The organism is Blastococcus sp. SYSU DS0552, from assembly GCF_054050815.1.
The window spans coordinates 117069-139774 of sequence record NZ_JBJHAB010000005.1 but is presented as its reverse complement, the minus strand read 5'-3'; the positions used below and the strand labels follow the sequence as shown (position 1 = coordinate 139774).

The 22706-nt window shown below is 73.9% G+C and carries 25 protein-coding genes; 12 read left to right on the top strand and 13 right to left on the bottom strand.

The genetic code is table 11. The features are described from left to right. Nucleotides 1-20 precede the first annotated feature (20 nt). The gene (locus ACI8AG_RS06935) at nucleotides 21-2066 is read right to left on the bottom strand and encodes an APC family permease (protein WP_456596427.1); all 2046 of its coding nucleotides are present in this window, start codon (nucleotides 2064-2066) and stop codon (nucleotides 21-23) included. A 175-nt stretch (nucleotides 2067-2241) separates the two neighbouring features. Between ACI8AG_RS06935 and ACI8AG_RS06930 the strand changes: the two genes are divergently transcribed. Continuing rightward, on the top strand, nucleotides 2242-2910 hold the full coding sequence (locus tag ACI8AG_RS06930; RefSeq protein WP_456587762.1) for a potassium channel family protein: 669 nt from the start codon (nucleotides 2242-2244) through the stop codon (nucleotides 2908-2910). After that, the gene (locus ACI8AG_RS06925; protein ID WP_456587761.1) at nucleotides 2910-3590 is read left to right on the top strand and encodes a potassium channel family protein; all 681 of its coding nucleotides are present in this window, start codon (nucleotides 2910-2912) and stop codon (nucleotides 3588-3590) included. Before ACI8AG_RS06930 ends, ACI8AG_RS06925 begins: the two co-directional genes overlap by 1 nt. 87 nt (nucleotides 3591-3677) lie before the next feature. On the opposite strand, the gene ACI8AG_RS06920 is transcribed toward ACI8AG_RS06925, so the two are convergent. From ACI8AG_RS06920 to ACI8AG_RS06895, 6 genes are all read right to left on the bottom strand, one after another. Next, complete coding sequence (locus ACI8AG_RS06920; protein ID WP_456587760.1) at nucleotides 3678-4466, bottom strand: DUF3159 domain-containing protein; 789 nt, start codon at nucleotides 4464-4466, stop codon at nucleotides 3678-3680. Nucleotides 4467-4527: 61 nt separating this feature from the next. Further along, entirely contained in the window at nucleotides 4528-4905 is a 378-nt protein-coding gene (locus tag ACI8AG_RS06915) for an OB-fold nucleic acid binding domain-containing protein (protein WP_456596426.1), read from the bottom strand. Between the two features lie 64 nt (nucleotides 4906-4969). Then, a complete protein-coding gene (locus tag ACI8AG_RS06910; protein ID WP_456596425.1) occupies nucleotides 4970-5704 on the bottom strand; it encodes a DUF3710 domain-containing protein in 735 nt (244 codons plus the stop codon). A 1-nt stretch (nucleotide 5705) separates the two neighbouring features. Beyond that, on the bottom strand, nucleotides 5706-6209 hold the full coding sequence (dut, locus tag ACI8AG_RS06905) for a dUTP diphosphatase (protein WP_456596424.1): 504 nt from the start codon (nucleotides 6207-6209) through the stop codon (nucleotides 5706-5708). A gap of 27 nt (nucleotides 6210-6236) precedes the next feature. Further along, nucleotides 6237-7112, bottom strand: a complete 876-nt coding sequence (locus ACI8AG_RS06900) for a hypothetical protein (RefSeq protein ID WP_456596423.1) — start codon at nucleotides 7110-7112, stop codon at nucleotides 6237-6239. A gap of 84 nt (nucleotides 7113-7196) precedes the next feature. Next, a complete protein-coding gene (locus ACI8AG_RS06895; RefSeq protein WP_456587755.1) occupies nucleotides 7197-7496 on the bottom strand; it encodes a DUF4193 domain-containing protein in 300 nt (99 codons plus the stop codon). A 285-nt stretch (nucleotides 7497-7781) separates the two neighbouring features. Here ACI8AG_RS06895 and ACI8AG_RS06890 point away from each other — a divergent pair, with 285 nt between their 5' ends. Further along, the gene (locus tag ACI8AG_RS06890) at nucleotides 7782-8828 is read left to right on the top strand and encodes a phosphotransferase family protein (RefSeq protein WP_456596422.1); all 1047 of its coding nucleotides are present in this window, start codon (nucleotides 7782-7784) and stop codon (nucleotides 8826-8828) included. Between the two features lie 119 nt (nucleotides 8829-8947). Continuing rightward, entirely contained in the window at nucleotides 8948-9493 is a 546-nt protein-coding gene (locus tag ACI8AG_RS06885) for a LytR C-terminal domain-containing protein (RefSeq protein WP_456587753.1), read from the top strand. Nucleotides 9494-9506: 13 nt separating this feature from the next. Here the strand turns inward: ACI8AG_RS06885 and ACI8AG_RS06880 are convergent, their stop codons facing one another. Beyond that, nucleotides 9507-10337 carry an inositol monophosphatase family protein gene (locus ACI8AG_RS06880; RefSeq protein WP_456587752.1) on the bottom strand — a complete coding sequence of 277 codons (831 nt, stop codon included), beginning with the start codon at nucleotides 10335-10337 and terminating at the stop codon, nucleotides 9507-9509. A 96-nt stretch (nucleotides 10338-10433) separates the two neighbouring features. Between ACI8AG_RS06880 and ppgK the strand changes: the two genes are divergently transcribed. From ppgK to ACI8AG_RS06855, 5 genes are all read left to right on the top strand, one after another. Further along, nucleotides 10434-11177, top strand: coding sequence for a polyphosphate--glucose phosphotransferase (gene ppgK / locus ACI8AG_RS06875; RefSeq protein ID WP_456587751.1), 744 nt, complete (start codon nucleotides 10434-10436; stop codon nucleotides 11175-11177). A 279-nt stretch (nucleotides 11178-11456) separates the two neighbouring features. Continuing rightward, complete coding sequence (locus ACI8AG_RS06870; RefSeq protein WP_456587750.1) at nucleotides 11457-12800, top strand: RNA polymerase sigma factor; 1344 nt, start codon at nucleotides 11457-11459, stop codon at nucleotides 12798-12800. 378 nt (nucleotides 12801-13178) lie between these two features. Then, on the top strand, nucleotides 13179-13403 hold the full coding sequence (locus ACI8AG_RS06865) for a DUF7455 domain-containing protein (RefSeq protein WP_091930645.1): 225 nt from the start codon (nucleotides 13179-13181) through the stop codon (nucleotides 13401-13403). Nucleotides 13404-13545: 142 nt separating this feature from the next. Beyond that, nucleotides 13546-15744 (top strand): VanW family protein, encoded by a 2199-nt coding sequence (locus ACI8AG_RS06860; RefSeq protein ID WP_456596421.1) that lies wholly within the window; start codon nucleotides 13546-13548, stop codon nucleotides 15742-15744. 83 nt (nucleotides 15745-15827) lie between these two features. After that, entirely contained in the window at nucleotides 15828-16889 is a 1062-nt protein-coding gene (locus ACI8AG_RS06855) for a YihY/virulence factor BrkB family protein (protein WP_456596420.1), read from the top strand. 2 nt (nucleotides 16890-16891) lie between these two features. Here the strand turns inward: ACI8AG_RS06855 and ACI8AG_RS06850 are convergent, their stop codons facing one another. Next, nucleotides 16892-17122: a DUF3039 domain-containing protein gene (locus tag ACI8AG_RS06850; RefSeq protein ID WP_456587747.1), complete on the bottom strand. Its 231-nt coding sequence runs from the start codon at nucleotides 17120-17122 to the stop codon at nucleotides 16892-16894. A gap of 91 nt (nucleotides 17123-17213) precedes the next feature. On the opposite strand from ACI8AG_RS06850, the gene ACI8AG_RS06845 reads away from it, so the two are divergent. Next, entirely contained in the window at nucleotides 17214-17345 is a 132-nt protein-coding gene (locus tag ACI8AG_RS06845; protein WP_456596419.1) for a hypothetical protein, read from the top strand. A gap of 37 nt (nucleotides 17346-17382) precedes the next feature. Here ACI8AG_RS06845 and ACI8AG_RS06840 read toward each other — a convergent pair whose 3' ends face one another. Together ACI8AG_RS06840 and ACI8AG_RS06835 are read right to left on the bottom strand one after the other, a co-directional pair. Further along, nucleotides 17383-17727 (bottom strand): DUF3099 domain-containing protein, encoded by a 345-nt coding sequence (locus ACI8AG_RS06840; protein ID WP_456587746.1) that lies wholly within the window; start codon nucleotides 17725-17727, stop codon nucleotides 17383-17385. 100 nt (nucleotides 17728-17827) lie between these two features. Beyond that, entirely contained in the window at nucleotides 17828-18460 is a 633-nt protein-coding gene (locus ACI8AG_RS06835; protein WP_456596418.1) for an HhH-GPD-type base excision DNA repair protein, read from the bottom strand. Between the two features lie 265 nt (nucleotides 18461-18725). Here ACI8AG_RS06835 and wrbA point away from each other — a divergent pair, with 265 nt between their 5' ends. Together wrbA and ACI8AG_RS06825 are read left to right on the top strand one after the other, a co-directional pair. Continuing rightward, entirely contained in the window at nucleotides 18726-19328 is a 603-nt protein-coding gene (gene wrbA, locus ACI8AG_RS06830) for an NAD(P)H:quinone oxidoreductase (RefSeq protein WP_456568071.1), read from the top strand. Between the two features lie 513 nt (nucleotides 19329-19841). Next, entirely contained in the window at nucleotides 19842-20369 is a 528-nt protein-coding gene (locus ACI8AG_RS06825) for an ester cyclase (protein WP_456596417.1), read from the top strand. 182 nt (nucleotides 20370-20551) lie between these two features. Here ACI8AG_RS06825 and ACI8AG_RS06820 read toward each other — a convergent pair whose 3' ends face one another. Together ACI8AG_RS06820 and ACI8AG_RS06815 are read right to left on the bottom strand one after the other, a co-directional pair. After that, nucleotides 20552-20701 (bottom strand): hypothetical protein, encoded by a 150-nt coding sequence (locus ACI8AG_RS06820; RefSeq protein ID WP_456596416.1) that lies wholly within the window; start codon nucleotides 20699-20701, stop codon nucleotides 20552-20554. A 170-nt stretch (nucleotides 20702-20871) separates the two neighbouring features. Then, a complete protein-coding gene (locus tag ACI8AG_RS06815) occupies nucleotides 20872-22485 on the bottom strand; it encodes a molybdopterin-dependent oxidoreductase (RefSeq protein WP_456596415.1) in 1614 nt (537 codons plus the stop codon). Nucleotides 22486-22706: the final 221 nt, after the last annotated feature.

Below are 22706 nucleotides of genomic sequence, written 5' to 3'. Positions count from 1 at the left end.
GGTGAGGAGAACGGGGTCCTTCATCCATACGGGGTCACGTCCATCTCGTCGTCGGTGTAGCCCCGCCGGAGGTCACCGGGCGCGGGCCCGCCGCGCCGCCCGTCGGCGTCGTCGTCGTGCCCGGCGGTGCTCTCCAGCTGCCACGGCACCGTGGTGATCATGACCCCCGGCTGGAACTGCAGCCGGGCGCGCAGCCGCAGCGCGCTCTGGTTGTGCAGGATGTTCTCCCACCAGTGGCCGACGACGTACTGCGGCACGAAGACCACCACGAGCTCGCGCGGGCTGTCCCGGCGGATGCTCTTGACGTAGTCGAGCACCGGGCGGGTGATCTCCCGGTACGGCGACTCCAGCACGGTCAGCGGCACCGGGATGTCGTAGCGCTGCCAGTCGGCCTGCAGCGCCCGGGTCTCGGCGTCGTCGACGTTGACCGTCAGCGCGGTCAGCGCGTCGGGGCGGGTGGCCCGGGCGAAGGCCAGCGCGCGCAACGTCGGCTTGTGCACCCTGGAGACGAGGACGACGGCGTGCACCTTGCTCGGCAGGGTGCGGGCGTCGGTGTCGGGTTCCAGCTGCTGCGACACGTTCGAGTAGTGCCGGTTGATGGCTCTCATCAGGAGGAACAGCACCGGCATGGCCAGCAGCACCAGCCAGGCGCCGCGGGTGAACTTGGTGACCACGATGATCAGCAGCACGACGGTGGTGAGCGACCCGCCGACGAAGTTGATCGCCTGGGAACGGCGCATGCGCCGGCGGGTGACGGCGTCGTCCTCCGCGCGCAGCTCCCGGTTCCAGTGCCGCACCATCCCCCACTGGCCGATGGTGAAGCTGGTGAACACCCCGATGATGTAGAGCTGGATCAGCCGGGTCACGTCGGCCTCGAAGACGACGATCAGCAGCCCGGCGAAGCCGGCCAGCAGCAGGATGCCGTTGCTGTACACCAGCTTGTCGCCGCGGGTGTGCAGCTGCCGGGGCAGGAAGCGGTCCTGGGCCAGCACCGACCCCAGCAGCGGGAAGCCGTTGAACGCAGTGTTGGCGGCCAGGATGAGGATGAGCGCGGTGGCGGCCTGGATGTAGTAGAAGCCGACCGAGGTGTCGCCGCCGAAGGTCGCCGCGGCCAGCTGGGCGATGACCGTGCGCTGCGGCTCGGTCTCGCAGTCGGTGAAGCCCACCAGGTCGCAGGGGAACTCGGTGTACTTGACGTCGCCGAGCAGGGCCAGCGCGGTGACCCCGGCGAACATGAAGGCGGCCAGCCCGCCCATGAGCGCGAGCGTCGTGGCGGCGTTGCGGCTCTTCGGCGGCCGGAACGCCGGAACGCCGTTGGCGATCGCCTCGACCCCGGTCAGCGCGGTGCAGCCGGAGGCGAAGGCGCGGAGCGCGAAGAACACCAGCGCCAGCCCCGCCACCTGCTCGTAACCGGGTTCCGGGGTGATCGAGTACTGGGCGCTCTCGGCGACGACCGGATTGTCGGTGAAGAAGTCCCGGATCAGGCCGGTGACGATCATGATCATGATCCCGGCCACGAACATGTACGTCGGCAGCGCGAAGGTCCGGCCCGACTCGCGCAGCCCGCGCAGGTTCGCCGCCGCGAGGATCGCCACCAGGCCCAGCGCGATGGCCACGCGGTGCTCGTTGAGCGCGGGGAAGGCGGAGATGATGTTGTCGGTGCCGGCCGAGACCGACACCGCCACGGTGAGCACGTAGTCGACCAGCAGCGCGCTGGCCACGACGAGGCCGGCGAACTGGCCGTGGTTCTTCATCGCGACCTCGTAGTCGCCGCCACCGGAGGGGTAGGCACGCACCACCTGCCGGTAGGAGAGCACCACCGTGATCAGCAGGAGCACGACGAGCAGCGCGAGCCAGGGGGCCAGGTAGAGGAACGCCGTGCCCGCCAGGGTCAGCACGATCAGGATCTCCTGGGTGGCGTAGGCCACGGAGGAGAGCGGGTCGCTGGCGAAGATCGGCAGCGCGAGCCGCTTGGGCAGCAGGGACTCCCCCGCCCGGTCGCTGCGCACGGGGCGGCCGAGGACGAGGCGTTTCGGGAGTTGTCCGAGGTCGGACAGGCTTGGCACGGCGCGATGGTACGGACGTGCGGGAGGCCCGCGGGCGTGACTCGGCGCACCTCGCCCCGACGGGGGGATACCGGCGTCCTGCCCGCTGGCGGACCGTGCGCGGGTGTAGCTTCGCGGCCGGTGATGCGCGGGCGGTCGGCGCCGGCGCCGCCGGAGATCTGCGGGAGTGACGCGCGTGCACGTGGTCGTGATGGGCTGCGGCCGTGTCGGCTCGGCCATCGCCCGGCGCCTGGAGCAGATCGGGCACAGCGTGGCCGTGATCGACCAGGACCCCGAGTCCTTCCGGCGGCTCGGCCCGGAGTTCACCGGGCGCCAGATCAAGGGCCTCGGCTTCGACCGGCAGACCCTGCTGGACGCCGGCATCGACTCCGCGGGCGCCTTCGCGGCGGTCAGCAGCGGCGACAACTCCAACATCATCTCGGCCCGCGTGGCGCGGGAGACCTTCGGCGTCCAGCACGTCGTGGCCCGCATCTACGACTCCAAGCGGGCCGAGGTCTACGAGCGCATGGGCATCCCGAGCGTCGCCACCGTCCCCTGGACGGTGAACCGGCTGCTGCGCGAACTCCTCTCGGTCAAGGTGAGCGAGCTGTGGCGCGAGCCCACCGGCAAGGTGCTGCTGGTGCGCGTGACGGTCACCGACGCCTGGGTGGGGCGCAAGCTCGCCGCCCTCGAGGCGGCCACCGGGGCCCGCGCGGCCTGGCTGGTCCGCTTCGGTGAAGCCCAGCTGCCCACGCCGGTCACGGTGCTCCAGGACGGCGACCAGCTCGTCGTCGCCGTCACCGACGAGCTGACCGCACGCGTGCACGAGGTCGTCGAGCGCGGCCCCCAGGAGGGGAGTCACTGATGCGGGTCGCGATCGTCGGGGCCGGCGCAGTGGGACGGTCCATCGCGGGGGAACTCCTGGGTTACGGCCACACCGTCATGCTCATCGAGAAGGACAGCCGCAAGGTCCGCACCCGGTCGGTGCCCGGCGCGGAGTGGGTGCAGGCCGACGCCTGCGAGGTCTCCTCGCTGGAGGAGGCGCAGCTGGCCACCTGCGACGTCGTGGTGGCCGCGACCGGCGACGACAAGGCCAACCTCGTCGTCTCGCTGCTGGCCAAGACCGAGTTCGCGGTCAATCGCGTGGTCGCCCGGGTCAAGGACCCGCGCAACGAGTGGCTCTACACCGAGGCGTGGGGCGTCGACGTCGCCGTCTCCACCCCCCGGGTGCTGGCCGCCCTGGTCGAGGAGGCCGTGTCGGTGGGCGACGTCGTCCGGCTCATGAGCTTCCGCAAGGGCGCGGCCAACCTGGTGGAGATCACCCTGGGCGACGACACCCCCTGGGTCGGCCACGCCCTGCGCGAGGTGCCGCTGCCCCGCGAGACGGTGCTGACGACGATCCTCCGCGGCGACCGGGTCATCACCCCGTCGCCGGACGAACCGCTGGAGTCCGGCGACGAGCTGCTGTTCGTGTCGCACGGCGACACCGAGGAGGAGCTGCAGCACGTCTTCGCGCCGGACGGCCCGGGCCGCACCGACCGCTGAACGAGGGACCCCGTCTTCCTCACCCCTCGCAGGCTCGGGGCGAGCCTCTCGACGGGGCCGCAGCGTGCCCCTGCACCGGAGTCGTGATCAGGTGACGGGCGGGCCGGGCGCGCGGTGCCGGTGCAGCCGGGCGACCACCCACAGGGTCACCACGAGCACGACCGCGGTGAGCGGCAGGCCGAGCACGACCGACGCCGTGCCGAGCAGCTCCACCTCGTCGGCGCGGTAGAGCACCCACTGCACCCCTGCCCGCAGGAAGAACGAGGCCGCCCAGAGCGCGGTCAGCCAGGAGTAGGCGCGCAGCAGCCGGGGCTCCCGGCGCCAGTGCAGCTGCGGCACCGCCGCCGGGTCGGGCACCGGCGGCGCGGTGGCGGGCGCGGGCGCGTCCTCGCGCGCCGCCCGACGACTCCAGGGCAGCGAGTGGGTGGCCATCGCGCCGAGGTGGCTCGGCGCCAGGAACTCGGCCACCACCCCGACCAGCGGCCAGCGCAGCGGGATCGAGCCCAGGAGCACCACCCCGACCACCAGGCTGCGCACGATGCCGAGCACGAAGAAGTCGCGGGCCTGACCGGTGTTGGCGGCGATGGCCACCGCGATGCCGACGCCGACCAGGCCGCTCACCGCCTGCTGCACGCTCTGCCGGCGGCTCAGCCGCAGCACGAAGACCGCGACCGCCGCGACCACCGCCGCCCAGATGCCGGTGCGCAGCCCGGCGATGCCGTTGGCCACGATGAAGGCGACCGTGGGCAGCGTGGCGTCGAGCATGCCGCGCCAGCCACCGAGCTGCGCCAGCAGCTGCTCGCGGTCGAACGGGGAGGCCGGCGCGCCCGCCTCGGGAACGTGCTCGCCGTCGCCCGGCCGGCCCGCTGCGGTCACCTTCGTCTCCCCCGATCGCTGCCCGGCCCACGCATGACGGCTCCCCGCCGCTGTGCGGTGGTCAGCCGGCGCTCAGCTCGTACCAGGGGTTGTAGATGACCTGACGGCCCTCGAAGGAGGCGAACCGCCCCCGCGCGGTCAGCGACCGACCGGGCTCGATACCCGCGATCCGCCGCCGGCCCAGCCACACCAGCGTCACCGACCCCGAACCGTCGAACAGCTCGGCCTCGAGCGTGGGCACCGTCTCGCGCGGCGTGTAGACGACCGACTTCAGCCGACCGGTGACGGTGACCACCGCGCCCTTGCGGCAGGTGCTGACCGGCTCGCAGCCTGCGGTGGCCGTTCCCGCGCGCAGCTCCTGCGCGTCGATGGCGTGGTCGTCGGCGGTCAGTCGCTGCAACGTGCGCGACCACCAGCCCGCCGGTCGGGTCTCCGTCACGGTTCCAGCGTAGTGCGCCACGGTGCCCACGGGGACGCGCGCGGGTGTTCCCTGCATCGCGTCGTCAGGCCGGGCCGGCAGCCGGCCCGCCGTCCGGCGACCGCGGGCCCGCAGCCGTCCCCGGGGCGGGCCGCTGCGCGGCCAGCTGGGCCGCGGCCTGCGGGGGCAGGGCGAGCGGGAGCGGCTCGCGCACCGGCATGGGCTCGCTGCCCCGGACGACGACGATGCCGCGGAACGCCGTCTCCAACGCCGCCGCCTCGGCCTCGGCGCCCGCGGCCGCGGAACCGCTGAGCAGCCCCCGCAGGAACCAGCGGGGTCCGTCCACGCCGAGGAAGCGGGCCGGTCGCCGGACCGGCGGCTGGGCGGCCTGCCCGGGCTGAGCCGGCGGGGCCGCCACGACGGTGCCGACGAGCTCCGCGCCGAACGGGCCCTCCACCTCGCGCAGCGACGCGCCCTGACCCGAGGCGCTGCGGGCCAGCTCGGCGCGGACGTCGTCCCAGATGCCGGCCGCCCGGGGCGCGGCGAAAGCCGCGATCTGCAGCAGCGAGTCCCCGTGGCGCAGGGTCGCGCCGATCACCTTCTGCTGCTGGTTGAGCTCCACCCGCAGGTCCATGCCGGGCAGTGCGGGCAGCCGGATCGCCCCCAGGTCGATGCGCGCCAGACCGTCGTCGGGCGCGTCGGCCTCGTCCCAGGGACCGCTCGTGGGCGGGACGTCCCGGATGCGCTGCTGGGGCTCCGGGGGGACGCCCCGCTCGCGCAGGCTGCGGTCGATGCGGTTGCGCCGTCGTCCGAACGGCATGTCAGTTCCCCTCGGGTGCTGGAGTGTCGGAGGACCCGGCCGCACCGGCCTGGTACCCGCCGGTGGAGCCGTGCCCACCCCCGCCGCGCTCGCTGGGCGGCAGCTCGGGGACCGGCACGAACCGCGCGCGGACCACCGGCTGCACCACGAGCTGCGCGATGCGGTCGCCGCGCGACAGGCGCAGCGGGGCGGCCGGGTCGAGGTTGATGAGGTTGACCATGATCTCGCCCCGGTACCCCGCGTCGATGGTGCCGGGCGCGTTCACCATGCTGAGCCCGACCCGGTGCGCCAGCCCCGAGCGCGGGTGCACGAAACCGGCGTAGCCCTCCGGGATGGCCACCGCGACGCCGGTGCTCACCAGCCGCCGCTCGAAGGGGGCCAGCTCGACGTCCTCGGCTGCCGCCAGGTCGGCGCCCGCGTCACCGGCCAGCGCGTAGCGCGGGACGGCGGCGTCGGGTGCGGTGAGGAGGACGGGCACGTCCAGCTCGGCGGAGGGATCGGGCACGTCGGCGACCCTATAAGGTCCCCGCCCTCACGCTCCGGGCCCGCGCAGGTCGGACAGGACGCGGCGCGCCAGGCCCTCGGTCGCCCGGCGGTTGACCCGGCCGGAGAGCGCGGCGCCGACGAGGAAGGGGGCCGCGCCGGGGACGGCACCGGCCAGCCGGCGGGTCATGCGCCGGCGCAGGGCGCGCATACCGGCGGTGCCCAGGACGGAGCCGAGCCCCGCGGCGCCGACGCCGGCCACGGCCCGCTGCTGCGACCAGCCGGCCAGGTATGCCTGGGCACGCGCGGCGGCGTCCCCAGGGGGTCGTCGGCCGTGCAGCTCGTGCAGCTCACCGATGAGGACGACCTCCACCGCGGCCACCACCACCGTCTCCGCCCCCAGCTCCAGGGGCACGGCGAGCAACGACGGCGGTGCGAACCAGTGCGCGGCGGACAGCCCGCCGGTGGCCGCGCCGATCCCGGAGGTGGCCCGGCCGGCGCGCTGGACGAGCGCCTCGGCGATCTCGTCGTCCGAGAGACCGGGATGGGCGGCGCGCAGCCGCTCCCGGTCACGGATCGGCAGCCGGGGCACCGCGGCCGCCAGGAGGTCGCCCAGCAGGGCGCCAGGTGCCCGGCCGTCCCCGCCGGGAACCCGGGCGTCGGCCGGGCCGGGCGACGGCGGGCCGCTGCCCCCTCCGCCGAACGCTCCGGCCACGGCGCCGGCGACGGCACCGACGACGTCGCGCAGGCCGCCTCCGGCCGCCCGGTCGGCGCCGCCCCCGGTCAGCCCGGCGACGGCGTCGGCGACGGCCCGCCCGGCGCGCGCCAGGGGGCCTTCCTCGACCGGCGCGGCGCCGTCCGACGGCGCCACCGGTCGTGGCGGCGGGACGTCACGCGGCGCCCCGGTCCGCGGCCCCTCGGTCATCGGTCCCCCAGGTGAGGTACTGGAACGGCCCCCGTGCAGGGTCCCGCCGCGAGCCTGCGAGTGGCGGGGGGCACGGGGGTCCTTTCAGGCGCAGTCGCGGCAGAGCAGCTGGTCGCCGCGGGTGGAGGCCAGGCGGCTGCGGTGCTGCACCAGGAAGCAGCGCGAGCAGGTGAACTCGTCCTCCTGCTTGGGCAGGACGCGGACGGTCAGCTCCTCGTTCGACAGGTCCGCTCCGGGGAGCTCGAGGTTCTCGTTGAAGTCGGTCTCGTCGACGTCGACCGACGAGGACTGGGCCTCGGCCCGGCGAGCCTTCAGCTCCTCGAGCGAGTCCTCGCCGAGCTCGTCGGTCTCGTTGCGGCGCGGGGCGTCGTAGTCGGTGGCCATGGGGTGTGCCCCTCCTCCGGGGTTCTCGCGGGCGTCGTGCCCGCTCGTCTGACGCGGCGCGGGGTGCGCGCCGTCGTCCTGGCCGATCGCCGGTGGGCGACCGGTGGGTCGGTGTGGGGCGTCCCTCACCGGGCGCCCGTCCACTGCGCCGGCCTCTCCTCGCGGAGTGGCCAGCAGCCCCCCAACGCCGTCCGGCCCCGATTTGTGCCCGACTCCGCGGAGGTGACACATCGGGCCCGGGAAGGGCCGGGCGGGCGGCGGAGCGCCAGAGGTTACCCTGCGCCGGTGGCGACTCCCCCGGGTGCTGATCCAACCGTCGTCGGGCCGTACCTGGCCTCCGTCTTCGGGGAGGAGCGATGGCGATCGGTGGACGTCGAGCTGATCGCCGCGGGCATGTCCAACCTCACCTACGTGGTGACGCCCGAGGGCGGGTCCGCGGACGACGCGGTGATCCTCCGGCGTCCGCCGACGGGCGCCGTGCTGGCCACCGCTCACGACATGGCCCGCGAGCACCGGGTGATCTCCGCGCTGGTCCCCACGCCGGTGCCGGTGCCGCGGACACTGCACCTGTGCACCGACACGAGCGTGCTGGGCGCGCCGTTCTACGTGATGGAGCGCGTCGTCGGCCTGCACGTCATCGACCGGATCCCGGAGGGCTACGCCGACGATCCCGCCCGGCGGCGCGCGATCGGCGAGGGCCTGGTCGACGTCCTGGCCGATCTGCACTCGGTCGACCACGTCGCGGTGGGCCTGGGCGACTTCGGCCGCCCGGAGGGCTTCATGGCCCGCCAGGTGCGTCGCTGGACCCAGCAGTGGGAGGCGACCCGCGACCGCGAGCGTCCGGGGTTGGACGCCCTCGCCGCCCGGCTGGCGGAGACCGTGCCCACCACCCAGCGGCACGGGATCGTCCACGGCGACTTCCGGCTGGACAACTGCCTCCTCGACCCGGAGGTGCCCGGCCGCGTCCGGGCGGTGCTGGACTGGGAGATGTCGACCCTGGGCGACCCGCTGGCCGACCTGGGCATGCTCCACGTCTACTGGCCGCAGGCCGGGGAGCGCAGCGTCGCCGGGCAGAGCACGGTGACGGCCCTGGAGGGCTTCCCCACCCGCGCGGAGGTCGCGGCACGCTACGCCGAGCGCAGCGGCCTGGACCTCTCCGACCTGCCCTGGTACGTGGGCTTCGCCTACTTCAAGTTCGCGGCGATCGTCGCCGGCATCGTCGCCCGCTCGGCCGCCGGAGCCATGGCGGGCAAGGACACGGCGGGCTACGCCGACCGGATCGACCCCTGCGTCGAGCGGGGACGCGCCGCGCTGGACGACGGTGCGATCTAGGGACGCCGTCCGCCCCTAAGCTCGCTGCTGACAGCCGTCCGCACCAGTCGTCGGCGCCGTCCGTCCCGTCCCGGCCGGTCGGCGCCCCGCCTGCCGGATCCCGCCCGAGGAGCATTCCCGTGACCGAGCGCACCGTCCAGCCTCCGGTGCGCCCGCGCAGTGGCCGTCGCCCGCTCCCCCCGCTGATCTTCCTGCTGGTCCTCGCGCTGGCCGCCGGAGCGGTGTGGTGGACGGTGGTCCGGCAGGACCGGGAGCAGCAGGCAGCGGACGCGCGGGCGTGCGCCACCGCGGAGGCGGCGCCCCCGTCGCTGGACCCGGCAGCCGTCTCGGTGCGGGTCCTCAACGCCACGGACCAGGGCGGGCTCGCGCAGACGGTGGCCGACGAGCTCGCCGCACGCGGCTTCACGGTGAGCGAGGTCGCGAACGACCCGAGCAGCCGCGAGGTGGAGGGCGTCGGGGAGGTCCGCCACGGCTCGCCGGGCAACGACGCCGCACGCTTCCTCGCGGTGCACGCGCCGGGCGTCGGGGACTACCGCGACACCCGGGCCACCGCGGTCGTCGACCTCGTCCTCGGCCCCGAGTTCACCTTCCCCGACAGCCTGGCCACCCCCGAGGAGGTCGAGACGGCGCTCACCGCGCCGGAGAGCGCCGCCGAGGACTGCTGAGCCGCACTGCCGGTCAGCGGTGCAGCTCGGACACCAGCGCGAGGAAGGGCTCGGCCACCGAGGGGGCCACCGCGACGACCATCGGCTCGCCGACCGGCGTGCCGTCGAGGCCCGTCACCACCGCGCCCGCCTCGGCGGCCACCAGCGCGCCGGCCGCGTGGTCCCACGGGTTCAGGTCGAGCTCGTAGTAGGCGTCCACCCGGCCGGCTGCCACGGCGCAGAGGTCCAGCGCGGCACTGCCGAACCGCCGGATGTCCCGCACGCGCGTGACCAGCTGCGCCACCACCGCGCCCTGGGCCCTCCGCTGCTCGACCCGGTAGCCGAAGCCGGTTGCGACCATCGTCCGGTCCAGCGCCTCCGGCGTCGGAACGGTGAGCCGGCGCGGCGGCCGCCCGGGCGACTCCAGCCACGCGCCGCCGCCGGACGTCGCCGAGAACAGCTCCCCGGTGGCCACGTTGAGCACCACGCCGGCCCGCACCACCCCGTCGACCTCGGCGGCCACCGAGACGGCGTAGGCCGGGATGCCGTAGAGGAAGTTCACGGTGCCGTCGATCGGGTCGACGATCCACCGCACCCCGCTCGTCCCCTCGCGTGCGGCCCCCTCCTCCCCCAGCACCCCGTCCGCCGGCCGGGCGGCGAGCAGCCGCCGCACCAGCAGCTCCTCGCTGGCGGTGTCCACCGCCGTGACGACGTCGACGGGGCTGGACTTGGTGGTGACGTGCTCGCCGGCGGACTCCCGCCCGCGGGCCACCAGGGCGGCGGCCTCCCGTGCGGCCGTCACCGCGAGCTCCAGCAGCGCGCCCGGTGCCGGCCGGTCGGAAGGAAGTGCGTGCGCAGAGGTCATGCGGCGATCCTGCCGCAGGGAGGGGACCCCTCGTCGGGGCCCGCTGCGAGCATGCGAGCTGCGGGGGGCGAGGGGGCCTTCCACTAGCCTGTCGGCGTGCAGGGCTTCGGGGTGGACATCGGCGGCAGCGGCATCAAGGGGTGCCTGGTCGACCTGGACGAGGGACGGCTGATCGGGGAGCGGCTGCGCATCGAGACGCCGCAGCCGTCGCTGCCCGAGCCCGTCTTCGACGTCGTGGCTCGCATCGTCGGGTCGTTCGGGTGGTCCGGACGCGTGGGGGTGACCTTCCCGGGGGTACTCAAGTCGGGCGTCGCGCACACGGCCGCGAACGTCGACAAGACCTGGCTGGGCACGGACCTCGCCGCGGGGGTCGCCCAGCGCGTCCCCGGCCCGGTGGAGACGCTGAACGACGCCGACGCCGCAGGACTGGCCGAGATGCGCTACGGCGCCGGCCGCGACCGGCGCGGGGTGGTGCTCATGCTCACGTTCGGCACGGGCATCGGCAGCGCGCTGTTCGTCGACGGGAAGCTGGTGCCCAACACCGAGTTCGGTCACATCCAGGTCGACGGCGAGGACGGCGAGAAGCGCGCTTCCGCGGCCGCCCGGGAGCGGGAGGAGCTCAGCTACCCCGAGTGGGCGCAGCGCGTCGACCGCTACCTCGACGTCCTGGAGGCCGGCGTCTGGCCGGACCTGATCATCGTGGGCGGCGGGGTCAGCAAGAAGGCCCACAAGTGGGTCCCGCTGCTGTCCACGCGCACCCCGGTGGTGCCCGCGGAGCTGCAGAACGACGCCGGGATCGTCGGGGCCGCGCTGGCTGCGGCCGAGCGCGGCGAGGCCTGACCGCGGCGTCCCGGCGCCGGGTGACCCTCCCGGGGTGAGCCGACCGCCCCCTCGGAGCGAGGGGCCGGGGTGCGAGGCGCTGGTTTCACCCGGCGACGTCGTTACAATGGTGGAGCCCCAGCCCGCCGCGCTCCAGCCGGGAGGGATTCCCATACCCGATCGTGGCCAAACGCCGCGCCGGTCCGTGGGGTCCCTCCCGCTCCGAGCACAGGGCCGGAGCCGCTGCCCGCGGGCCACACGGTCCCCCGGGGAACGCACCCAGCACGGGAAGGAACCTGAGTGCCCGCCGATCAGCCAGCACCGGAAGCAGCCGCAGCGAGCACCCCGCGCGCCAGGACGGCCGCAGCCGGTACCCGTGCCAAGAAGCCGGCCGGCGAGCCGGCCGCTGCGCGGAAGAAGGCACCGGCCAAGGCCGCCGGTACCACGACCGCGGCCAAGGGCCGCGCAAAGCCGGCGATCACCCCGTCCACGGCGGCCGGCGAGGGCACGGTCCTCACCGCGGTGGCCAGCGAGGACGGCGCGGTCGCGGTCGTCGACGCCGGCTCCGAGGGCCTCAAGCTCGACGAGACGGTCGTCACCGGCAAGGACGGTGTCGAGGTCGCCGCCGAGGAGGAGACCGCAGAGGGCGGCACCGACTTCGAGTGGGACGAGGAGGAGGAGTCCGAGGCCCTCCGCCAGGCCCGCAAGGACGCCGAGCTCACCGCCTCGGCCGACTCGGTCCGCGCCTACCTCAAGCAGATCGGCAAGGTCGCGCTGCTCAACGCCGAGGAGGAGGTCGACCTCGCCAAGCGGATCGAGGCCGGCCTCTACGGCGCCGAGCGGCTGCGCCAGGCCGAGGAGGAGGGCCAGAAGCTCTCCCCGCAGATGCGCCGCGACCTCAACTGGATCGTCCGCGACGGCGAGCGCGCCAAGAACCACCTGCTGGAGGCCAACCTCCGCCTCGTGGTCTCCCTGGCCAAGCGCTACACCGGCCGCGGCATGGCGTTCCTGGACCTGATCCAGGAGGGCAACCTCGGCCTGATCCGCGCGGTCGAGAAGTTCGACTACACCAAGGGCTACAAGTTCTCCACCTACGCCACGTGGTGGATCCGCCAGGCCATCACCCGCGCCATGGCCGACCAGGCCCGCACCATCCGCATCCCGGTGCACATGGTCGAGGTCATCAACAAGCTCGGTCGCATCCAGCGCGAGCTGCTCCAGGACCTGGGCCGCGAGCCCACCCCGGAGGAGCTGGCCAAGGAGATGGACATCACCCCGGACAAGGTGCTGGAGATCCAGCAGTACGCCCGGGAGCCGATCAGCCTCGACCAGACCATCGGTGACGAGGGCGACAGCCAGCTCGGCGACTTCATCGAGGACTCCGAGGCCGTCGTCGCCGTCGACGCGGTCAGCTTCACCCTGATGCAGGACCAGCTGACCAGCGTGCTGCAGACCCTCTCCGAGCGGGAGGCCGGCGTGGTCCGGCTGCGCTTCGGCCTCACCGACGGCCAGCCGCGCACCCTCGACGAGATCGGCCAGGTCTACGGCGTGACCCGCGAGCGGATCCGTCAGATCGAGTCGAAGACGATGTCGAAGCTGCGCCACCCCAGCCGCTCCCAGGTGCTGCGCGACTACCTGGACTAGGACGCCGGCACCGGTCCCGTACACCGCCGTCGGCCTCGCGCAGCGCCGTGACCCGGACGGGTCACGGACTGCCGGTGGCGGTGTACGCCGACACCTGTCGGGTAGACGGCGTAGCGTGGGGCCCGTCAGAACAGCAGCGGACCCACGGCCGGACCGGTCACCCGACGGCCCGGCAGATGATCACCAGCACGTGCACCACCCGTCCCAGCCAGTGACGTCCCCTGCTGAACCCGCTCCACCCACGCCCGGCGTGTTACGGACTCATCTCATTCGGCGAGTCCGGGATGAACCGGGCGGGAACGGGAATCCGAGGGGCCATCCTGGCGCTGTGCAGGAGGCCGATCCGCAGCCGCGGGTCCGTGCGGTAGAGAGCGAGTGATGACCCAGATGACCCAGACGCTGACGACGACCCCCGCCGCCGACGACCTGGTCGTGCCCTTCCACTGCGACCGCTGCGGCGCACTTGCCAAGGTCCGTGTCGTGCTCGCCAACGGCAGCGACCTCGTGTTCTGCGGACACCACGCCCGCGAGTACGAGGGCAAGCTGCGTGACATCGCCGTCGACATCATCGACACTGAGGGCGAGCAGCGCGTAACTGCGTGAGAGAGGCGCTATCGTCGCGCCCGCGATGACCGCCTCACCCGACGACGCCGCCGCGTCCGACGTCCCGCCTCGTGCGGGCGCCGGGCCGGCGGCTCCGTCGTCTGTGGGGACCCCCGGTCGGCGGCGACCGGAGGAAACCCCCATGTCCCAGCACCACCCCGCATCCGACGAGACGGTGCGCATGCGTCCCGACGCCGGCGACGGGCCACCACCGCCCACGGGCTCGGTCCCGGCCTACCAGGCCGGGGCGGACGACACCCGTCCGGTGGGCCGGGACTGGCAGCCCGGCACGCCCGCTGCGCCCCCGGTCACCGCGGAGAACGCCGCCACCGGGTCGGACCCGGTGGACGACGACGCCGCCAGCACCCGCCGCATCCCGGTGGACGCGGAGGCACCCGTTGCGGACGACGACAGCGCGCGGACCGGCGTCATCCCTCCCGTCGACGACCGCGACGCCACGGACGCCACGGACGCCGCGCCCCCCGAGCCGGCCGCCCAGGACGCCGATGCCGCCGGTCCCCCGCCGCTGGGACAGGAGGACCACGGCGGCCCTCGTGGCCCCTGGTGGCGGCGCCGCGCCGCCCTGGTCCCCGCCGGTGTCCTGGCCGCGCTGGCCGCCCTCTACGGCATCGACCTGGTCGCGTCCTCCGGCGAGGTGCCGCGGAACACCGTCGTCGCCGGTGTCGACGTCGGCGGGCTCTCCCCCGCGATGGCGGCCCAGCGGCTGGAGGAGCAGCTCGCCCCCCGGGTCGTGGCCGACCACCCCGTCACCGCCGCCGACGTGACGGCCACCCTCTCCCCCGCCACGGCGGGGATCACCCTCGACGTCCCCCGGACCGTGGACGCGGCCGAGGAGCAGCCGCTCAACCCCTGGACGCGCCTGGTCACCCTGGTCTCCGACCGCGAGGTGGAGCCGGTGATCACCGGCGAGGAGACGGCGCTGAACGCGCAGATCGAAGCCATCGCCGCACAGGTCGACCGGGCTCCGCAGGACGCCACGATCGCCATCGAGGGCACCACGCCGTCGGTCGTGGAGCCGGTGGACGGCCGGACCCTCGACCGGGAGGGCGCCGCCGACGCGATCACCGACGCCCTGGCCTCCGGCGGGGACCCCAGCACGCCGATCGAGCTGCCCGTGGAAGAGACCCCCGTTCAGGTCGACGCCGAGGAGGCCCGCCGCGTCCTCGAGGAGACGGTCACCCCCGCGCTCTCCGCGCCCGTCCAGGTCGTGAGCCAGGACGGCACCACCTCGGCCGAGGTGCCGGTGACGGCGATCGCCGACGCGCTCGCCTTCACCCCCGAGGACGACGGCGAGCTCGCCGTCGAGCTGGACCCCGGGTCGCTGCAGGCGGCGCTCGGCGACGAGCTGTCGGTCTTCGGCGCCCCGGCGCAGGACGCCACCTTCGACGTCTCCGGCGGCTCGGTGCGCGTCGTCCCGTCGGTCGACGGCACCGGTATCGCGCCGGCTCGGCTGGCCGAGCAGCTGCTGCCGGTGCTGACCGAGGACGCGCCCCGGACCGTCACCGCCGAACTGGGCCCTGTCCCCGCGGACTTCACCACCGAGGAGGCCGAGGCCCTCGGCATCCGGGAGGAGATCTCCAGCTTCACCACCAACATCGGCAACCCGGCCAGCGGGACGAACATCCGGGTGGTGGCCGAAGAGGTCGACGGCGCGATCGTCATGCCCGGGGAGACGTTCAGCCTGAACGGCTTCACCGGACCCCGCGGTCTGGCGCAGGGCTACGTCGAGGCCGGCGTCATCAACAACGGCGAGTTCACCACCGCCGTGGGCGGCGGCATCAGCCAGTTCGCCACGACGATGTTCAACGCCGTCTTCTTCGCCGGTCTCGAGGACGTCTTCCACAAGCCGCACAGCTACTACATCAGCCGCTACCCGGCCGGCCGCGAGGCGACGGTCTACTACGACTCGATCGACCTCAAGTGGCGCAACGACGGGGACACGGGCGTCTACATCGACACCGCCTGGACGCCGGGGACCATCACCGTCACCTTCTACGGGACCCCGCGCTACGAGATCGAGTCGATCAGCAGCGAGCGCTACAACATCCGCCAGCCGGTCGTGCAGAACAAGCCGGACAGCCCCACCTGCGAGCCCCAGTCCGGATCGACCGGGTTCGACATCACGGTGACCCGCGTCTTCCGCGACCTGGACACGGGTGCGGAGATCAAGCGGGAGCCCTTCCGCACGCGCTACGCCGCCGAACCCGTGATCAACTGCGTCCCCGCCGAGGAGCCGGCCCCGCCGGGCCCCGAGGGCACCGCACCGGGCGGCCCGCCCGCGCCCGGAGGCCGGCGCCCACCGCGTCCGCGGGCGGCCTGACGCCGGCCGCCCGAGGCGTTCCGCGGGGCGCCGGCGCCGGGCGTCCCGCCGGTCCCCGCCGGCGCGGCGTGCACACTGTGCAGGTGAGCGCCGTCCTCCCCAGCGGCTCGCCCGCCCGGGCCGGCGCGGACGAGCCGGAGCCCCCCGTTCCCGGCGCATCCGGCGCAACCCGGGCCGATGTGCCACCGCCCTCCCGGCTGCGCCGGTGGCCGACCCCGCTGCGGGTGCCGCTGCAGGTGCTCGGGCGCACGCTGGCCAAGGCCTGGCAGGACCGCATCATCGGCCTGTCGGCCGAGGCGGCGTTCTGGCAGATCCTGTCGGTACCGCCGCTGCTCATCGGGTTGCTCGGCTCGCTGGGCTACCTGGGCTCCCTCATCGGCGACGACGCGGTCACGATGATCGAGGAACAACTGCTGAACGCCTCGTCCGAGGTGCTGACCGACGACGTCGTCGACGACCTGGTACGCCCCACGCTGGCCGACATCCTGGGCTCGGGCCGGCTGGAGGTGGTCAGCGTCGGCTTCCTGGTCTCGCTGTGGGCGGGGTCCTCGGCGACCGCGACCTTCATGAACACCATCGTCATCGCCTACGACCAGCGCGACGTGCGTGGCCCGATCCGCACCCGGCTGAAGGCGCTGTGGCTGTTCGTCGTCGGGCTTCTCCTCGCGGTGCTGACGCTCCCGCTCCTGGTGCTCGGCCGCGGCACGCTGGTCGGCCTCGTCCCGCCCGACTGGCGGAGCACCACCGACATGCTGATCAACGCCGTGTACTGGCCGCTCGTGGTGATCGGGTTGCTGCTGGCGCTCACCAGCTTCTTCCACGTGACCCTGCCGAACCGGCTGCCGTGGCGTCGGCACCTGCCCGGCGCGCTGCTCAGCCTCGGGTTCTTCCTGGTGGCCGCGCTGCTGCTGCGTGCCTACGTCGGCAGCTTCCTCACCACCGCCCTGCCCTACGGAGCGCTGGCGGCACCGATCGGCGCCCTGCTGTTCTGCTTCTTCTTCGGCATGGCGGTGCTCCTGGGTGCGGAGCTCAACGCCACCATCCAGGCCCGCTGGCCGGCGCCGCTGCGCCGGCACGAGCGCCGCCGCCGGGAGCGGCGGCAGGCCAAGCTCGACGAGGAGGCCCGCCGGCTCGGCCTGCGGTAGCGCTACTCCTTGCGGAGCTGCTGGTAGACCTCCTTGCACGCCGGGCACACCGGGCTACCGGGCTTGGGGCTCTTGGTCACCGGGAAGACCTCGCCGCACAGCGCCTCGACCATGGTGCCCATGACGGCGCTCTCGGCGATCTTGTTCTTCTTGACGTAGTGGAAGACCTCGTTGGCGTTGCCGGTGTCGGAGTCGCGGACGTCCGGCCGCTCGAGGATGTCGCTGCTGCTCATGCGGTCTCCCTGTTCGACGGTGCAGTCGTGCGACGGCCGCGCGGCCGGGATCGCCGCGGTGCTCGGCGCACCCGGCGACCATTCTGACAGGGTGCCGGCCGCGACCACCGCTCCCCGCCCGGTCCTGTCCCCCGAGGTCGCCGACGGCCTGGCCGACGGCCGGCGGGCGGCGGCCGACGACGTCACGGCGGCGCTCCGGCCGGCGCGGTTGTGGCCGGGGTGATCGGTCAGCCCGGAACGCGCTGACCCGCCCTCACCGGCTATCCCTCGATGACGCGCCCCGTCCGGGCGGGGTTCTCCAGCACCCGGTCCGGCCGGGCATCCACGCCGGCGAGGCGGGTCCGGCTCTTGGGCGGCCGGTCGTTGGCCATGACGACCGCGACCCACGGCAGCACCGTGCCGAGGATCGCCAGGATGATCATCAGCCAGACGATCTTGTAGAAGACGGCAGCCAGGATCAGCGCCAGACCGCGGATCGCCATGGTGATCACGTAGCGCCGCCTGCGGGCGGCCTGCTGGTCGGTCAGGCTCGGCGCAGCTTCGGTGATCAGCACCGGCTCCGGCTTGCGCGACCGCGGGAACTGCTGGCTCGAGGCCACGGGCACCCTTCCCTCCGCTGGCCGGTGGCCGCGGGGGATCAGCCCCGCCGGCTCCCCGGACCACCCCCATGGTGCCACCGGGCGGGGCCCGGTGCAGGGGCCCCGGTCAGCCCGTCGTCACCTGCTTCGCCGCCTTCGCGGCCTGCTTCTGCTCCTGCTTGAACGCCCGCACCTCGGCCAGGGTCTCCGGGCCGGTGATGTCGGCGACCGAGCGCCGGGAGCCGTCGGCGCCGTAGTCACCGGCCGCCTCTCGCCAGCCGGGCGGGGTGACGTCGTACTGCTTGCCGAGCAGCGCGAGGAAGATCTTCGACTTCTGCGTTCCGAAGCCCGGCAGCTGGTTCAGCCGCCTCAGCACCGTGGCGCCGTCGGGTGCGTCGGCCCACAGCCCCTCCACGCGGCCGTCGTAGCGCTCGACGAGGGTCCGGCACACCTCCTGGGCGCGGCCGGCCATCGAGCCGGGGTAGCGGTGCAACGCCGGCGGTCCCTGGAACACCCGCACGAGCTCCTCGGGGTCCATCGCCGCCAGCTGCTCGGCCGAGAGGTTGTCCACGCCGAGCCGGTCGGCCAGCAGGCGCGGGGCGCCGAAGGCCCGCTCCATGGGGAACTGCTGGTCCAGCAGCATCCCGATCAGCAGGGCGAGGGGATCCCGGCCGAGCAGCTCGTCGGCGGCGGCGTCCTGGGCGATGCAGAGGGTCGGCACACCCGAGATGGTGCCGTAGAGCGACCCCGTGGCAATCACCACCGAGCACCGCGGGCCGTATGGTTCCGCCGGTGGACGATGTGCCTGCCAGAGAGCTAGTTCCAGGTTTTGTGAACGAGCGCTGACTTCCGGCTTCGCTCTACCCCGGTCACCACCACGCCGTCCGCATCCTGGGCGCCGGGCGCCACTTCCCGACATGCATAACGAGCCGGCGCGCGGTAGCGTCGCAACAGTAGTTGAGCATTCAATGAGATGCGCCGACTACTGCCCGCCATGTCCGAACCCACCCGCTACAGGGAGAACCGTGCCCAACATCGCTGTCGTCTACTACTCGTCGACCGGGAACGTCCACCAGCTCGCCGCCGCTGTTGCTGACGGCGCCCGCGAAGCCGGGGCCGAGGTTCGCCTGCGTCGAGTCCCCGAGCTGGCTCCCGAGGAGGCCATCGACTCCAACCCGCTCTGGCGCGCCCACGTGGACACCACCGCCGATCAGGTCGAGGTGGCCACGCCGGCGGACCTCGAGTGGGCCGACGGCTACGCCTTGGGCACGCCGACCCGATTCGGCACCCCTGCAGCCCAGATGAAGCAGTTCATCGACACCCTCGGTGGGCTCTGGTTCACCGGGAAGCTGGCCAACAAGGGCGCCACCGCCTTCACCAGCGCGCAGAACGTCCACGGCGGCCAGGAGTCGACGATCCTGACACTGTTCAACGTGTTCTCCCACTTCGGGGCGGTCATCGTGCCGCCCGGCTACACCGACCCCCTCCTGTTCGAGGCCGGCGGGAACCCCTACGGCGTCTCCAACGCCTCGGGCGGCCAGGCGGCGACCGCCAACCAGGCCGAGCTGGCCGCGGCCCGCTACCAGGGCCGCCGCCTCGCCGAGGTGACCGCCAAGCTCGTCGCCTGACATGGATCACGGTTCCTGGGGCTGCTCCGCGGACTCGCCCCAGGAACCGGCCAGATCCAAGATCCCGGCGCTACCGCCGCAAGGTCGCCAGCGCCTCTCCCGCCCATACGGCACGGAGCGCGAACTCCACCCCGTCACGGGTCACCGGGCGCGTCGGCCGCCGCCCTTCCAGGGGCCACGCGGGTAGCGAGTGACTCTCGCGCCGCGGCCGCTCCGCGGGAAGTCGCGGTCAGAACCGGCCCCTCTCGTCGCGGCGGGTCGAACTGGAGTCGACTTCTTCAGCTGCTTCGTCGACGCATGTACTGGTCGAACAGCATCCCCAGGAGCAACGGCAGCGGGGCACGGCGAGGAGTTCGTCGGCAGCGGAGTCCCGGGTCAGGCGGAGGGGCGGCACAGCCGCGATGGTGCCGTACGGCCGTCCCACGGCAATGACCCGCCGGTCGGCCCGGTCAGCCACGCTGCATCGCCGTACGCCCTGTTCCGCCACGGACTTTGTGCCTACCATCCCGGCGCATGAGTGACGGAGCTGACCGAGGGACCGCAGCCGATGCGGACGGCTTCGCGCGCGCCTTCTTCCGGGAATGGACCGGTGCGGGCAACCGGGGGGACTGGCCAGCCTTCGAGGCGATGCTGCACGAGGAGGTGACCCTCCTCGACCCGCTGGAACCGGAACCAGCCGTCGGCAAGTCGGCGGTCCTGGCACGGGCGCAGGCGCAGTACGCGCCGTTTCCCGATGGACGGGTGGACGTCATCGGTGCGCCGCTCGCCAGCGCCGATCGAAGAACGCTGAGCTACCAGTGGCGTTTCGTCGGCACTCACGAACGGCCGATCGAGCCGCCGGGCTTCGCGCCGACCGGAGTGCGGTTGACCCTCGAGGGGATGTCGTACCTGGAGTTGCAGCACGGACGGGTGCGAGCCGTGCGCCTGTTCTTCGACGCCACCGATGTGGCCCGGCAGATCGGCGCAGCACCTCCTCGGGGGCACCGTGTCGAGCGGCTGGTCGTGGCGGCTCAACGGTTGCGAGCCAGGCGCCGACGCTGAACTCGCCCGGGAGCCTCGGATCCTCGGAGCCCCGGACGAAGCGTCGTGACCATCGTGCCGACGTCGATGAAGGCACAGCCGGCCGGTCCCGACCCGAGGTCGGGTCGGGCTCTTCCTCCACTGCGGCGAGCTCGAGAGGGTCGCCGTCGTCTCGGCCCGGTCCGAGACGCTGCCGGTGCTCCCTACCGGGTACGGGGGCCGGTGCCGACGACGGCCCTACTGCTTCGTTGACGCATGTGCTGGTCCAGCAGCATGCCCAGGAGCAGCGCGAGCGGGTCCCGGCTCAGCAGCTCGTCGGCGGCGTCGTCCTGGGCGATGCGAACGGTGGTCACGTCGGAGATGGTGCCCCCGAGCGATCCCGCCGCAATCACCTCCGGACAAGGGGAACGTCTCGATGATGACTCCCTGTGAGGTCAGGGGAGAGCGCTGATCGGAACACCTCTCCTGCGAACGGCGCAGAACGGTCGGAGTGAATGGTGCGGGTGGGTGGCGATGCGTGAGGTCAGGTGGCCGGGTCGGCGGGCCGGGTCGCGGCTGGACCACTGGGCTCTCGATGACGCCATGCGGCGACACTCCGCACCGCCCAGCTCGCACGGGTGACGCCCGGGCCGACCAGCCGGCGCAGCGCCGGACCGGCGGGACTGCCGCCGACGTGGACGGCGATGGCGTGGAGGCCGCGCACGCCGTGCGGGAAGGGTGTCGTGGTCGTCCCCTCCTGCCACTGGCCGGTGGTCGTGCGGCACCGGACGCGCAGCCGGTGCGTACCGGGCGTGGCCGCCCATCGGGCTGTCCACGGCCGCCAGGCGTCCGGGCCGAGGTCGACGCCGAGGGTGGCGTCGGTCCACGTGCCGCCGTCGATCTGCAGCTGCACGCGGTCGACGCCGACGGGCGGTGCCCAGGCGTAGCCGCGGATCCTGACCTCGCCTGGCTGGACGAGGGCGTGCGGGCCGGGGGCGTCGATGCGGGAGGACGGGTGCACTGGGTAGGTGCCGTCGATCCAGCCGCGCGAGCCCCAGTACGACGGTGGAGGTGTCGCTGTGACGGTAAGCCGCCGCAGCCACTTGATGTTGCCGTCCTGCCCGTGCCGGCCGGAGACGAGCAGCCGGGCGGGGCTGCCGTGCTCGCGGGGCAGCGGATGGCCGGCCATGCCGACGGCGAGGAAGCCGTGCCGGCGGGCCGCGTCCAGCGGGAGCACGTTGGTGTAGCCGTCGACGGCCTCGGCGACCAACCAGCCGTCGTCGTCAGTGACGCCGGCCCGTTCGAGCAGGTCGGCCAGGCCGACACCGGTCCAGCGGGCGCAGCCCATCCGGTCGCCGCCGACCGGGTTGTGCACGCAGATCATCAGCAGGTCCCGCTCCTCCAACGGCAGCGCGAGCACCTCGGGCAAGCTGAGCGACAGCGGCCGCTCCACCTCGCCGTCCACCTCGAGTCGCCAGGTGTCCAGGTCGGTACGCGGCTCGGGGACGGTGACGTCGATGACGACCAGCTCACCGGGCTCGGCCAGCAGCGGGGCGACGCCCGGACGCCGGGCGGCGTCGGCGGCAGACACCGGCGGCAGCGGCCAGACGGGGGCGGGCACTGCCACCTGGTCGCGCAGCGCGGCGGCGCCCCGACGACGCGCCCGCCGGTCGGCGGCCACGACCGCGCCCGTGCCCGCAATGGCGGCGGCCAGCACCGCCGGCGGCGGTACCGGCAGCGGGGCGACCGCGGCCGCGGCGGTGAGCACGCCGGCGGCCGTGGCGGCGGCGGTGTGCCGCGTCGAGGCGTCGCCGCGGCGCAGGGCCAGGTAGCCGCCGACGGCGTGCGGAGCAACGGCCAGGGCGGCACCGAGCAGCGGGCGGCGGCCGGCCACGGTGCCGCCAGCGGCGGCGGCGAGGCCGCTGGCACCGGCCGCGAGCACGGCCAGGCCGGGCTTGTCGGCCCGGCCGACGAGGGCGACGCCGCCGTCGACGAGCATCGCGGGGGCGGCGTCGACGAGGCCGCGGGCCAGGCCGGAGGACGGTGAGCGGCCACGGCGCGTGGCGGAAGCGGCGATCTCACCGGCCGCGGCGGCGAGCAGCCCGGCGAGCAGACCGGTCCGCGCGGGACGTGCAGCAGGGGTGGGGTGGTGGGCCATCCAGGGCTCCTCGGGTGCGCGGTCGGTCGCGGATCAGTGGCTCGGTGGGCTGAGGCCGACGCTAGGAACGGACCGCCGGCGTCACGCCGGGAGAACCGCCGGGATTGCCGGGGCCGGGCCGGTGGGTTGCTGCGGCCCGGCGGCGTCCGCGATGAGCCGGGCGGCCAGCGCCCGGGCGTGAACGCCGAGGAGGCGAGCAGGGCGGAGCCGCGGCAGGCTGC